Origin of the sequence: Lactobacillus delbrueckii subsp. delbrueckii DSM 20074 = JCM 1012 (assembly GCF_001433875.1) — a bacterium.
Classification (GTDB): domain Bacteria; phylum Bacillota; class Bacilli; order Lactobacillales; family Lactobacillaceae; genus Lactobacillus; species Lactobacillus delbrueckii.
Genome location: NZ_AZCR01000044.1, coordinates 305 through 13313 on the forward strand (window position 1 = coordinate 305; position 13009 = coordinate 13313).

At 50.0% G+C, this 13009-nt stretch carries 11 protein-coding genes; 3 read left to right on the forward strand and 8 right to left on the reverse strand.

Annotation, left to right across the window (positions count from 1 at the left end):
• The first annotated feature begins 137 nt into the window (after positions 1-137).
• Positions 138-515 carry a hypothetical protein gene (locus FD23_RS06320; RefSeq protein ID WP_003612584.1) on the forward strand — a complete coding sequence of 126 codons (378 nt, stop codon included), beginning with the start codon at positions 138-140 and terminating at the stop codon, positions 513-515.
• Positions 516-573: 58 nt separating this feature from the next.
• On the opposite strand, the gene FD23_RS06325 is transcribed toward FD23_RS06320, so the two are convergent.
• On the reverse strand, positions 574-2223 hold the full coding sequence (locus FD23_RS06325) for a peptide ABC transporter substrate-binding protein (RefSeq protein ID WP_052933620.1): 1650 nt from the start codon (positions 2221-2223) through the stop codon (positions 574-576).
• A 268-nt stretch (positions 2224-2491) separates the two neighbouring features.
• Positions 2492-3154 (reverse strand): nitroreductase, encoded by a 663-nt coding sequence (locus FD23_RS06330; protein ID WP_025896076.1) that lies wholly within the window; start codon positions 3152-3154, stop codon positions 2492-2494.
• A 132-nt stretch (positions 3155-3286) separates the two neighbouring features.
• Here FD23_RS06330 and FD23_RS09915 point away from each other — a divergent pair, with 132 nt between their 5' ends.
• Together FD23_RS09915 and FD23_RS06335 are read left to right on the forward strand one after the other, a co-directional pair.
• Positions 3287-3427 (forward strand): SPJ_0845 family protein, encoded by a 141-nt coding sequence (locus FD23_RS09915; RefSeq protein WP_013439360.1) that lies wholly within the window; start codon positions 3287-3289, stop codon positions 3425-3427.
• Positions 3428-3560: 133 nt separating this feature from the next.
• A complete protein-coding gene (locus FD23_RS06335) occupies positions 3561-5168 on the forward strand; it encodes an Mbeg1-like protein (protein WP_025896074.1) in 1608 nt (535 codons plus the stop codon).
• Positions 5169-5216: 48 nt separating this feature from the next.
• Here the strand turns inward: FD23_RS06335 and yihA are convergent, their stop codons facing one another.
• The 6 genes from yihA to FD23_RS06365 form a co-directional block, all read right to left on the reverse strand.
• Positions 5217-5819 (reverse strand): ribosome biogenesis GTP-binding protein YihA/YsxC, encoded by a 603-nt coding sequence (gene yihA, locus FD23_RS06340; RefSeq protein WP_025896072.1) that lies wholly within the window; start codon positions 5817-5819, stop codon positions 5217-5219.
• Positions 5809-7062, reverse strand: a complete 1254-nt coding sequence (gene clpX / locus FD23_RS06345) for an ATP-dependent Clp protease ATP-binding subunit ClpX (RefSeq protein WP_025896071.1) — start codon at positions 7060-7062, stop codon at positions 5809-5811. The genes yihA and clpX overlap by 11 nt, the downstream gene beginning before the upstream one ends.
• Before the next feature lie 151 nt (positions 7063-7213).
• Positions 7214-8539 carry a trigger factor gene (tig, locus tag FD23_RS06350; protein WP_025896070.1) on the reverse strand — a complete coding sequence of 442 codons (1326 nt, stop codon included), beginning with the start codon at positions 8537-8539 and terminating at the stop codon, positions 7214-7216.
• Between the two features lie 182 nt (positions 8540-8721).
• Complete coding sequence (gene tuf / locus FD23_RS06355) at positions 8722-9912, reverse strand: elongation factor Tu (protein ID WP_002879079.1); 1191 nt, start codon at positions 9910-9912, stop codon at positions 8722-8724.
• 187 nt (positions 9913-10099) lie between these two features.
• Complete coding sequence (locus FD23_RS06360; RefSeq protein ID WP_052933619.1) at positions 10100-10927, reverse strand: hypothetical protein; 828 nt, start codon at positions 10925-10927, stop codon at positions 10100-10102.
• The gene (locus tag FD23_RS06365; RefSeq protein WP_025896069.1) at positions 10914-12755 is read right to left on the reverse strand and encodes a ribonuclease J; all 1842 of its coding nucleotides are present in this window, start codon (positions 12753-12755) and stop codon (positions 10914-10916) included. Before FD23_RS06365 ends, FD23_RS06360 begins: the two co-directional genes overlap by 14 nt.
• Positions 12756-13009: the final 254 nt, after the last annotated feature.

A 13009-nucleotide genomic window follows, 5' to 3' on the forward strand; every position in this document is an offset into this window, starting at 1 on the left:
ACCATAGATTTAACTAGAAAGGAATATCAGAAAAACTTACCATTACTGATATGATTATCAAGATTTAGTAAGTTTTATGATTCGGCAAAAAGCTTGATAAAGAAATAGAAGCAGAAATAATAGAAAGGACAAAATCCATGAATGAAGATAATGGTTCCCGCTATATCCAGCCACATGACAGCCTGGAGGCCATGGAACTGATCCAAAAACTCTTTAACCAGTACCGGCGGGCTCCCTTGACTCCCGAACTTCTTGCCTACCACCAGAACCTAATCGAACGCCTGGAAGGCGACATCCACCAGGCGGCTGAAGCAGAAGGCCAGGCCAAAAGAGTCCAGGAACTGGACCGGATGATCAAGCTGATGAAGGACTGGACCGCCATCCGCCTCTCTGGCCGGCCCTTTAACGCCAAAATGCGCCACTTCCGCTTCCTGCCAGAGGGCGGCCAGGTCAAATTCAAGCGGCATCCCCACAAAATCAAGGCCAGCTCCAGCCACCGGGCCAGCCGGCATTAAAAAAACGAGACCAAGCGGTCTCGTTTTTATTTGCATATCTTAATTTGCTAACTACTAGCTACTTAATGTAGGCGTACTTGTAGCTCCACTGGGTACCAGCATTGTTGTGGATGATCCCCTTGACCTTGCTGTTTTGCAGGTAGGCGGTCGTCTGCTGGTAGATCGGGCTGACTGCCTGGTCGGCGTTGGCCACTTGGGCTGCCTTGACCAGGTCCTGCCAGCGCTTGTTAACGTCGTTGGCATCAGTCGTCAAAGCCTTCTTGATCAAGCGGTTGTATTCCGCATTGTTCCACTTGCCGTAGTTGTAGGAAGTCCCTTTCTGCAAGATCTGCATGAAGGTCATCGGGTCGCTAAAGTCCCCGCCCCAGCCGGAAACGTAGATGTCAAAGTCCCCGCTTGAAGCCTTGGTGTAGGCGTTCTTGCTTGGAATGGAGTTAACCTTCACGTTGATGCCGGACAAAACCTTAGTCCATTGGGACTGCAGGTACTGGGTCAGAGCGTCGGCGTTGGTGCCCTCGTTTGAAGCCAGCAAGGTCAGGTTCAGTTTCTTTAAGCCCAGTTCCTTCAACCCGATCTTCCAGTACTTTTCAGCCAGCTTTTCATTGTAGTCAACGGTATTAGCCACCTTTTGCTCCTTGGCAAAGTCTTCCTTGTTAGCCGGGTCATAGGCCAGACCAGAAGCCACGAAGCCAGTTGGCACGCTTGACCCGTCACCGAAGACCTTGCTGGTCAGAATCTTCCGGTCAAGTGACAGAGACAGGGCCAGGCGGATGTTCTTGTTGTTCAAAGCCTTCTTAACCGTCGCGTCCTTGGCCTGGAAGTTGTAGGCCAAGAAGGCAACGTAGGAGTATGGGTAGGTCTTGAAGTCCTTGTTCTTCTTCAGCTGCTTAACCTGTTCACTGGACAGTGGGGTGAGGTCCAGCTTGCCCTGCTGGTAGAGCTGGTAGCCGGTGTTGGTAGTCTTAACGACCTGGTAGCTGATCTTGCTCAACTTGACTGCCTGCTTGTCCCAGTACTGGTTGTTTTTGACAAAAGACCAAGTATCATTGGTCCCCTTCCAGCCGGTGATCTTAAATGGGCCGGAGTAAAGCATGTACTTGGAGCTGGTCGCGTACTTCTTGCCCGTCTTCTTGATAAAGGCTTCGTTTTGCGGCCCAAAGAGCGGGTAAGCCATCAAAACCTTGAAGTAGGCAATCGGCCGGTTGAGCTTAACTTGCACGGTTTCCTGGTTCAAAGCCTTGATGCCCAGGCTGGACGGAGACTTCTTGCCGGCAATAATTTCATCGGCGTTCTTGATGCCGGAGAAAAGGTAGGCGTAAGGCGAAGCAGTCTTGGGGTTGATCGTCCGCCGCCAGGAGTAGACGAAGTCCTGGGCGGTAATCTTTTCCCCGTTGGACCACTTGGCATTAGACCGCAGCTTGAAGGTCCAGGTCTTGCCGTCTTTGGATACAGTGCCGGACTTGGCTAAGCCGGCGGCTGGCTGCCCGTTCTTGCCCAAACGGTAGAAGCTTTCAAAAACGTTCCCCGTCTGCCCGTAGCCGGTTGACTTACTGATGTCGATCGTATCTAGCGGAGCAGTCGCGCTGAGCTTTAAAACCTGCTTATCCTTACTTGATGAGCTTGAGCTCTGCTGACTGCCGCAAGCGGCCAGCAGGAAGGCGGCACTGACGCTGACGGCGGCAAGGGTGAATTTCTTGATCTTTTGCATTTTTTCCTCCTAAGACAAAAAAGCAGCTGCTCCCTAAAGGAAACAGCTGCTTCATTTGCCACTAAGCTAATAATTACTTGGCAAATTACTTGGTCTGAGCTAAATCCAGTTTAGGCAACACAAAACAGTCGTATGACATAAGTGACATACAGCAAACGCACACAGTTTGGTTTTCTTGCATTGCAAACATGATTTAGCTCCTTTCTCAATTTGATTTAATCTTACAGACTCACTTACTATAAGTCAACGATTTTATATAACTTTTTTCCTAATCCTTAATTGTCAAGAAGTCAGGCAGATCCCGGCGGGGAGCCCGGTAGCCGTTGATGTACTCATCTTTGCCATAGCCCAGGCCGATTCCCATGGCCAGGGTCTGGTCTTCTGGAATCCCCATAATTTCCCGGACACTGGCCGGGTATTTGACCAATTCATAGGCCGGCATGCTGTCAATCCCCTTGGCCTTGGCGGCAAGCGCCAGAGTCTGGGCAAAGGCTCCCAGGTCATAGACTGACCAAAGATTGGACTGCTTGGGAATAGTTAAATATGCAATCGCCGGAGCATAGTAGAGATTTTTCTGCAAAATATTAGTCCTAAGGTCCAGCAATTCCGGCGTGTTCAGATATTCCTGACTGGCCTGGTTGTGCCGGGCCATGTTTTCTCTTGGATAAGGATCCCAGTCCTCCCGGTGCCAGGTCTCCCAGTCTGGGGATGCCGCCGTTCCTGCTTCAGCCAAGGCCAGGTGGCGGGCATGGATCTTTTTGGCTGTTTCCCCCATAGCCAGATAAACCCGCCAGGGCTGGGAATCTACCCAAGACGGAGCCAGGCCGGCCAAGCGGATTACTTCTTCCAGGTCTGCCCGGCTGGGCTCCTTGCCTTGGTCAAAATAGCGCGTGCTGTGGCGGCTCTTAATTGTATCAATCGCGTCAGTCATTTTACACCTCTCTTGAAGCTGCTTTCTTTTGCTAAGTTAAGTATAGTTCAAAATTGACTGAATAGCAAAAATATCGTTATAATTGACTCAAAAGCAGAACTTTTATTTCAATGGAAAGCAGGATATGGACAAATGGGTTTAACCTTTAAAAGACAAGACGACTTAGACAAGCTCTTCGACAAATTCGCCAGCATTCCCGACCCGAAGAAAGCCGCTTCTGGCAAGGGCAAGGGAAAGGAAGACGACAAAGCTGCCGGCAAAGAGGCAAAGTAAGCCGCTTGTTGGCGGCTTTTTATATTTTATAAAAGTCGCTAAATTTTCGGGTAAATCTGCCCATCCCTGCCCTATTTAGGCTAAAATGAATTTGTAAGCATTTGCAATTATTTTCTTTAAGGATGTGAGCATCTTGGACAACAGCAATTTGCTGACCTACCTGGAATGGCGCGGCGACATTCCCTTGGAAAAGTCTCCTTTCAACGAAATCGACGCTTTAGTCTTAGCAATTTTTTCTTATCTTAACCTGGAAAAGTACATCCCTTCCGGCAACAAAGAAGTGACAGTTGGCGAAATCGCCGAGAAATACTTCGCTTCTTCCTTCACCGGCCTGGACGCCAGCCAGTACCAGGAGCTCTTCCACTTAATGAGCGAAGCCGACCGCTTTAAGGATGCCCGCTTATCCCACTTCAAAAACGTTTTGACTGACCAGTGCCAGTTCAGCGCCTTGAAAATCGTCCTTGAAGACGGTACCCACTATGTGGCCTTTAGAGGGACCGACGACACCCTGGTTGGCTGGCGGGAAGACTTTGAGATTTCTTTTAAAGAAACCAAGGCCCAGATCTTAGGTGCCCGCTACCTCAAGGACCTCCTGTCCGGCGACTCAGCTGACTACATCCTGGGCGGCCACTCAAAGGGGGGCAACCTGGCTGAATACGCCGCCTTGAATCTCCCAGAAGACTACCGGGCCCGTATCAAGGCCGTCTACACCTTTGACAGCCCCGGCCTGGCCAGCGAAGCCGGAGTCGACTACAACGAGGACTTTTTGCGAAGGGTCCTCCGCCGCTACGTACCTGAGTTTTCGATTATCGGTCGCCTCTTTGAACCAAGAGAGGTCGACCCGGTCATCGTCTACTCAACCAATGGCAATATCGCCCAGCACGATACCTATTCCTGGCAGATCAAAGGCAGCCATTTCGTGACCCGCAAGCGGCCCAATCCTCAGTCCCGGGTCTACAACCAGCTGATCAACCAATGGATCGGGTCAGCCAGCCTGGAAGAGCGGGAAGCCCTGACCCAGGACCTCTTTGATGCCCTGGCGGCTAGCGGCTCGAGCAAGATCAACCAGCTGGCCAAGAACGGCTTCGGGGGCTTCGGGGCCATCCTTTTGTCGGTGACTAACTCCTCAAGGCGGACCAAATTCATTTTGGGCAATCTCTTTTCCTCGATCTGGCAGTTGATCAAGAACCAGCAGATCGGATCGGCCTTGTTCAGCCGGGACACCATGGCCGGCTGGCTCCTGGTTCTGCTCGGCATCATCAGTCTGACAGCACCTAACTATGCCTTCAAGGCCTTCGGGGTGCTAGCTGCTGTCGGGGGGATCATTTTCAGCGTCAACCATATCCTCACGGTCTCAGTTTCGGACTTTAAACCGCAGCAGAAACGCTTCTTCCTAATTACCTACCTGGTCTTGTTCGCGGTCTCTATAGCCCTTTTATCGAGCAACCAGCTCCTGGTCTTTTTGGCTCACTACTTCCTGGGGGCCTTCCTGCTCTTTTACGCCTATGGCCGCAGCCACAAGATTATCTTAAGGCGGAAGACCGGGGTCTTCCGCATGATCATCACCGGGGCAGAAGCCGTTATTTCTTTTGTCCTGGGGATCATCGTGATCATCAACCCAGAATACTTCAACCACCAGTCGATCATCGAAATCGGGATCCTCTTGATCATCTACGGAGCCTTCAAGCTGGTGGCTGAGCTCTTCAACCACCGGCCGCAAATGCCGAAAAAGCACCGGTAAACGCAAAATGCCCAAAGGAAAATCCTTTGAGCATTTTTGTTTTGTCCGCTATTCTTCGTCCAATCTGGCTTGGACCCAGTCCTTGACCTGGTCAACGTTCAGCTTAGTCACTGATGAAAATGGCAGGAAAGTCACATTGTCCTTATTCAAGTTCAAGTGCTTTCTGAAGGCTGCTTCAGTCTTGTTAAAAGCATTCTTCTTGATCTTGTCCATCTTCGTGGCCACTAGTAAAATCGGCAGGTTGAGATACTGGGCATAGTCATACATGGCAATGTCGTCGGCGGTTGGTTCGTGACGGCCGTCGATCAGCAGGATCAAGCCCTTGAGGTAGGCCCGGGTTTCCAGGTAATCCTGGATCATTTCCCCGAACTCTTCCCTCTGCTTCTTGGAGACCTTGGCATAGCCGTAGCCCGGCACATCGACCAGGTAAAAGTCAGCTTGGTCGCTGTCCACCCGGTAGAAGTTCAAGGTCTGGGTCTTGCCCGGCGACGAGGAGGTCCGGGCCAGGTTCTTTCTTTGCAAAAGGGTGTTGATGAAGCTGGACTTGCCCACGTTTGACCGGCCAGCCAGGGCGATTTCATCCAGGCCGCCTTCGGGGTACTGGCTGGCTTTAACTGCGCTGACGGAAAATTCTGATTGGTTAATGATCATCGGTAACCTCTTCCAGTTCGCGGCGGACCACCTTCGGCTCGCCCATCCCGGTAATTGTTTCCGGCGTGATGATGACCTTGCTGATGTCGCTTTCGCTTGGCGTCCGGTACATGATGTCCATCATGGCATTTTCAATGATAGTTCTAAGGCCTCTGGCCCCCATCTTCCGTTCAATAGCCAGGTCAGCAATTTGCTTGACGGCGGCAGGTTCAAATTCCAGGTCAACCCCGTCAAGGGAAAGCAGCTTCTGGTATTGCTTGATCAAGGCATTCTTTGGTTCAGTCAGGATCCGGACCAAATCAGCACTGTCCAGCCGGTCCAAGGTAGTGATAATCGGAATCCGGCCAATGAATTCAGGGATCAAGCCAAACTTGACCAAGTCCCCGGTCGTCAAGAAACGGTTCCAGTTGTCATCGTCAACCTTGCCAGATTCTTGTTCTGCCCCAAAACCGATGGTCTTCTTGCCCAGCCGGTTCTTAACGATTTCTTCGATACCGTCAAAAGCCCCGCCGACAATGAAGAGGATGTTGGTGGTGTCCATCCGGATCATTTCCTGCTGCGGATGCTTGCGGCCGCCCTGCGGCGGAATAGAAGCAATGGTCCCTTCCAAGATCTTCAAAAGGGCCTGCTGAACCCCTTCACCGGACACGTCCCGGGTAATCGACACATTTTCTGACTTCTTGGAGATCTTGTCAATTTCGTCGATATAAATTATCCCCCGCTGGGCTCTCTCCAAGTCGTAATCGGCATTCTGGAGCAGCTTAAGCAGGATATTCTCGACGTCTTCACCGACATAACCGGCTTCAGTCAAAGTAGTTGCGTCCGCGATCGCGAACGGCACGTTCAAAATCCTGGCCAAAGTCTGAGCCAGGTAGGTCTTGCCGGACCCAGTTGGCCCGATCAAGGCAATATTTGACTTCTGCAATTCGGTTGAAGAATCAACATCCATTTGACTGATCCGCTTGTAGTGATTGTAAACCGCTACGGCCAGAACCCGCTTGGCCCGGTCCTGGCCAATCACGTACTGATCCAGTTCTTCTTTAATTTGCATTGGCTTGGGAAGCTCGCGCGCTTCCTTCAGTGAATCCAGACGCAGCTCATCATCAATGATCCGCTTGGCGAGTTCAATGTCCTCGTTGCAGATGTATGCGCCGTTGCCGGCAATCATTTTCTTTACTTGGCTGGCAGACTTGCCGCAGAATGAGCATTTCACTTCTTCTGGATCTGTAAACTTAGTAGCCATGTATTCCCTCCTCTATTTGCTAAAGACTAGGTTAACATAAATACGGGCAACTTGCGCGAAATTAGCCTTGTATTTTTCATCAGCCTTGGCAAAAGAAAACCCCAAAAGGGGCAGTTGCCACTTCTGGGGGATTCAGTCTATAGACAGGCGATTACTTGTCTTCTTCGTCTTCGCTGCTTTCTTCAAGCTTAGCCTTAGCTACTTGCTTAGCGCTGTCAGTGATCAAGTCCATTGCCTTGCGGACGATGATGTCGTGAGCCAGCATTTCGTCGCTCAAAGCGTTGCGAACTGCCTTTTCGCTCATGTTGTAGTTGTCAGCCAGGTCCTTGATTTCAGCGTCGATTTCTTCCTTGCTTGCTTCGAAGCCTTCCTTGGCAGCGATTGCTTCCAAAACAAGGTTAGTCTTAACGCGTTCAGCAGCGTTTGCTGACAATTGGCTGCGCAGTTGGTCTTCAGTCGTGTTAGTCAACTTGAAGTAAGTTTTCGGGTCAATCCCTTGACGTTGCATGTCGCCCAAGTATTGGTTGAGTTGGTTGTCAACGTCTTCTTGGATCATCACGTCAGGAATTTCTTCAACAGTAGCGTTCTTGACTGCAGTAGTGATCGCTGCTTCTTGGATAGCTGCCTTGGCTGCTTCTTCCTTTTCGGACTTCAGTTCAGCCTTAATCTTTTCCTTCAATTCGTCAAGGGTTTCAACTGAGTCGTCAACATCCTTGGCAAATTCATCGTCAAGTTCTGGCAATTGCTTTGCCTTAACTTCGTGGATCTTGGTTGCGAAGTGAGCTTCCTTGCCAGCCAGGTCCTTTGCGCCGTAGTCTTCTGGGAAGGTTACGACAACGTCAACTTCTTCGCCGGCGCCGTGACCAACCAGCTGGTCTTCAAAGCCAGGGATGAAGGTGTTTGAGCCCAGTTCCAGGGAGTAGTTTTGTGCTGAGCCGCCGTCAAATTCAACGCCGTCAACAGTACCAACGTAGTCGATGGTTACAGTGTCGCCGTTTTCAGCCTTGTCGTTCTTCAAAACCATTTCAGCGTTTTGTTCTTGACGCTTAGTCAATTCAGCGTCGATGTCCTTTTGGTAAACGCGAGTGTTTTGCTTTGGCACTTCAATTTCAGTGTATTGGCCAAGTTCAACTTCTGGTTCAACCGTTACGATTGCCTTCATTTCCCAGGCCTTGTTCTTGCCCATTGATACAGGAACGATTTGAGGTTGGCCAACTGCCTTGATGCCAGTTTCCTTGACAGCAGCGCTGTAAGCTTCTGGCAAAGCAAAGTTCAAAGCGTCTTCGTAAAGAGCTTCTTCACCGTAGTAATGGTTGAAGATTACACGGGAAACGTGCCCCTTACGGAAGCCAGGTACACGCACGCTCTTCTTTACGCGGTCAAAAGCCTTGTCCAGGCTCTTCTTGATTTCATCTTGAGAAATTTCAAAAGAAAGTTCACCAGTAGTCTTACCGGTAGTTTTCCAGTTAGCAGACATTAATTAAATACCTCCAATGTCTATTTTGGGTTTGCTACTTTGCATACTTAAATATCTTACCTTAAAGACGGTCAAAAAACAATCAAAGTACTACAAAATAGGGATTTTTTGGATAAAAAAAGGCGTTCTTCTGAGAAGAACACCTTTTTACACTGTTAGAACTAAAATTTAAAAAATAAAAATTAGTCGTCAATTTCAGTAACTTGACCGGCACCAACAGTTCTACCACCTTCACGGATAGTGAACTTAGTACCAACTTCGATAGCGGCTGGCTTAATCAAAGTAACTGAAAATTCAGTGTTGTCACCAGGCATAACCATTTCAGTACCTTCTGGCAATTCAATTTCACCAGTGATGTCAGTGGTGTGGAAGTAGAATTGTGGACGGTAGTCTGAGAAGAATGGAGTGTGACGGCCACCTTCGTCCTTGCTCAAGATGTAGACTTGACCCTTGAAAGTTTTGTGGGTCTTGATTGAGCCTGGAGCTGCCAAAACTTGACCACGAACGATTTGGTCACGGTCGATACCACGGAGCAATACACCAACGTTGTCGCCGGCTTCACCCAAGTCAAGAGTCTTGTGGAACATTTCCAAACCAGTTACAACTGAAGTCAAGACCTTTTCTACCAAACCAACGATTTCAACGCTGTCGCCAACCTTAACAGTACCACGGTCGATACGGCCTGAAGCAACAGTACCACGACCAGTGATAGTGAAGACGTCTTCAACTGGCATCAAGAAAGGCTTGTCAGTTTCACGTTCTGGAGTTGGGATGTATTCGTCAACAACGTCCATCAGTTCTTCGATCTTCTTTTGAGCTTCTTCATCGCCTTCAAGAGCCTTCAAAGCTGAACCACGAACTACAGGAACATCGTCACCTGGGTAACCGTATTCTGAAAGCAAGTCTCTTACTTCCATTTCAACCAAGTCGATCAATTCTGGGTCGTCAACCAAGTCGCACTTGTTCAAGAAGACTACGATGTAGTTAACACCAACCTGACGAGCCAACAAGATGTGTTCACGAGTTTGTGGCATAGGACCGTCAGTTGCGGCAACAACCAAGATAGCACCGTCCATTTGAGCGGCACCAGTGATCATGTTCTTGATGTAGTCGGCGTGGCCTGGGGCGTCCATGTGGGCGTAGTGGCGCTTTTCAGTTTCGTATTCAACGTGGGCAGTGTTGATAGTGATACCACGTTCCTTTTCTTCTGGAGCTGCGTCGATTTGTGAGTAATCTTCAGCTTGTGCCAAACCCTTCTTAGCCAACACAGTAGTGATAGCTGCGGTCAAAGTAGTCTTACCGTGGTCAACGTGGCCAATAGTACCAATGTTAACGTGTGGCTTAGTTCTAACGTAATGTTCTTTTTCTGCCATTAAAATGATCCTCCTGAAATTTTGCAAGAAGTCCGTTGAGACAAAACTAACGGATGATTCTCTGTTGAATATTGTACTACTTTCCTAAGAAGTACGCTAGTAGCAATAGCGCAACTTCTTGAAAATATCCAAAAATGATTATACTAAATGCCGGCAAAAAGTAAAGTGATTTGCAAAAAATTAATCACTATTTTTTCTGATAGATTTTTTCCAGCAAATCCTGGCTCTCCCCGCCCCGCTTTTGCCGTAAAAACCCGGTCAAGTCCCGGGCAAAAGCATCGGGATTAGTCACGTAATCTCCCTGGCAGGGATATAGCTGGCCAAAAGCGAAATTTCCTTCAGCCAAGATCAAGGGCAGTTCGCTTGGGCGGTTTTGGTAGCGGCTGGCCAGAGAAGTGATAAATTCCCGGTAAACCGGATCCTGCTTGAGCAAATCCGTTTCAGCGGGCACAAAACTCTTCAAGTCCCCCAGGATCATAACCTGCATCTCTTCTTTAGCCCCCAGCTTGACCAGGTCCTCGCACACCGCCAGGCGCAAGGCGTAGTTAGCCAGGGGATCCAGCAAAAGGCTTCTGGCAAAGGCCAGGTAGGTCGGCAAATCCAGCTTCAAGAGCTGCTCGTACTGGCTTTGGCTGACTGCCTGCTTTCTTCTAAAAGCAAGCAGGATTTTCTCTTGTTCCTTTTTGTCTGCTGGCAAAACCGGGAAGTCGACCTCTCCCTCAGTCAAATGCTTGACCTGGAGAGCCTCGATCAAAAAATTATTGGCCGCCAGGACTTGTCCATACTCCTCCAGCACTTTATCTCGGGAAAAAAGATCAGGCAGTGCCTTGATAAGGGCATAAGCCTGATCTTCTTCCTTGTTTAAGCGCAAAAGACGGGACAAGTCCAGGGCCAGGTCCTCGTCAAAGCCCAGCCTCAGGGCCTCCTCCAAGTGCCCGCAGGCAGCCTGGTAGTCCCCTCCTGCTTCAGCCTCTATGGCCAATTTCCGTAGGTTCTCTTGACTAACGCTTGTCATCTGCCTTGCTGTCCTTCTTATTCTTGTTTACCGACTTCTTGCCCTTAGCGGACTTGTTTGCCGGCCTGGTCTGCTTCTTGCGGTTGTTCTTCTTAACCGGCTTTTCCTTGTTGCCTTCAGCCGCGTCTTCGGCCTTCTTCTGCATTGCCCGGTGCCGGTTCTGGTTGACTTCCATGACAACTGGCAAAACGACCGGCCGGCGGTTGGTCTGCTTGTAAAGGAACTTCCCCAGGCTGGAGCGCATGTCTTGCTTGAGTTCAGTCCAGTCAAACTTCTTGTGCTCAAAGTTGGCCTGGATAGCGTCCTTGATGACCTGGATAGAGTCATTCATCAGCTTGTGGTTGGCCTTGATGTAGACAAACCCCCGGCTGGTGACTTGCGGTTCAGACACGATCTTCTTCTTCTTGCGGTCAATCGTCACTACCGCGATGAAGATCCCGTCATCTGACAAAACTTCCCGGTCGCGCAAAACAATGTTGCCCACGTCGCCTACCCCGGAGCCATCGATCATCGTGTCTTCACCCGGCACGGCATCCCCGCGGAAGAACTGGCCGCGCTTAGTGTCGTATTCCAGGCAGTCCCCGTTTTGGGTAATGTAGACATCGTCCGGGTCCATCCCAGTTTCAACGGCTAAGTCCTTGACTGCTTCTAAAAGCCGGTAGTCCCCGATGACCGGTACCAGAATCCGCGGCTTCAAGAGGTCAATCAAGGTCTGCAGGTCCCGGCCAGTCGCGTGGCCGGAAGTGTGCATGTTGCGGCCAAGTTCGATAACCGTGCCCCCTGCCCGGTAAACCATGTCACTGGTGATAGCCACCGTGGTTTCAGCGGCGTGAGACGGAGTCGTGGCAATAAAGACCAGGTCCCCTTCGTGGATGGCAATCATCTGGTGGCGGTTATTGGCCATCTTCTGCAGGGACTGGAGCGGTTCACCCATCCGGCCGGTTTCCAGGATGACCGTCTTTTCATCCGGCACGTCCTTGAGTTCCTTGGCCTTCATCAAAAGCCCGTCTGGCACTTCCAGATAGCCCAGCTTCATGGCCGTGTGGACGATCTTAGTCACGTCCCGGCCAGTCAAAAGGACCCGGCGGCCGGTAGCAGCAGCGGCGTTAAAGACCTGCTGGACCCGGTTTATGTTGGAAGCCTTGCCGGCCACGATGATCCGGCCCTTGGCGTTTCTGAAGACATTGGTGATGTAAGTACCGACTTCATTTTCGCTGGCATTCGGCAAAACAGCCTCAGCATTGGATGAGTCCGGCAAAAGGGCCAAGACGCCGTTTTCCGCGATTTCAGCAAGCCGGGTCATGTCAGTGCGGTAAGCTGGCCGGGCTGACGGATCAAACTTAAAGTCACCGGTATAGACGATCTGCCCTTGGGGAGCATGGATGACGATCCCCAAAGAGTCTGGCACTGAGTGAGTGGTTTGGAAGAAGGACACGCTGGCATTCTTGAAGTCGATTTCCGTATCGGCGTCGATGACGTTGAACAGCTGGTTGTTCCGCCGCTTGTTTTCTCTTTGCACGTCGATCTTGGCCAGTTCAATGGTGAGTTTTGAACCAAAAACCGGAATATCCCAATCCCGCAAAATGTATGGCAGGGCCCCGATGGAGTCAGCATGGCCATGAGTCAAAAAGATCCCCACCACTTGGTCGCCGTATTGCTTGAAGAATTCCATGTCCGGAATTACCACATCGATCCCGAACAATGAACTGTCCGGGTACTTGAGACCGGCGTCCAAAACAAAGATTTCATCGTTCACCTGAACGGCAAACATGTTCTTGCCCTGCTCGCGGACCCCGCCTAGAACCATCATTTTTAACTTGTCTGACATAAAGCTCTCCTTTTCGTAATCATGTTAAATCAATTCTTTGTCTGATAGATGCTTTATATGGATCTGTCGATCAAAACGCTTATAATCTTTTTAATTTTAACATAAAGGGCATGAGCATGATAGTCACTAAGCCCGCAAAGGAAAAGAAAACTGAAAATAGAAAAGAGGCCGGGAAATGATGTGACCCCCAAAATTGGGACAATTTAGTATTACGCCGTTAAGGTTGTTAAAACATGATTCCGATATTCAATCGG

Bases quoted from the DNA above. Each gene is read 5' to 3' on its own strand.
- FD23_RS06320 (WP_003612584.1), top strand. From the start codon at position 138: ATGAATGAAGATAATGGTTCCCGCTATATCCAGCCACATGACAGCCTG.
- FD23_RS06325 (WP_052933620.1), bottom strand. From the start codon at position 2,223: ATGCAAAAGATCAAGAAATTCACCCTTGCCGCCGTCAGCGTCAGTGCC.
- FD23_RS06330 (WP_025896076.1), bottom strand. From the start codon at position 3,154: ATGACTGACGCGATTGATACAATTAAGAGCCGCCACAGCACGCGCTAT.
- FD23_RS09915 (WP_013439360.1), top strand. From the start codon at position 3,287: ATGGGTTTAACCTTTAAAAGACAAGACGACTTAGACAAGCTCTTCGAC.
- yihA (WP_025896072.1), bottom strand. From the start codon at position 5,819: ATGATCATTAACCAATCAGAATTTTCCGTCAGCGCAGTTAAAGCCAGC.
- clpX (WP_025896071.1), bottom strand. From the start codon at position 7,062: ATGGCTACTAAGTTTACAGATCCAGAAGAAGTGAAATGCTCATTCTGC.
- tig (WP_025896070.1), bottom strand. From the start codon at position 8,539: ATGTCTGCTAACTGGAAAACTACCGGTAAGACTACTGGTGAACTTTCT.
- tuf (WP_002879079.1), bottom strand. From the start codon at position 9,912: ATGGCAGAAAAAGAACATTACGTTAGAACTAAGCCACACGTTAACATT.
- FD23_RS06360 (WP_052933619.1), bottom strand. From the start codon at position 10,927: ATGACAAGCGTTAGTCAAGAGAACCTACGGAAATTGGCCATAGAGGCT.
- FD23_RS06365 (WP_025896069.1), bottom strand. From the start codon at position 12,755: ATGTCAGACAAGTTAAAAATGATGGTTCTAGGCGGGGTCCGCGAGCAG.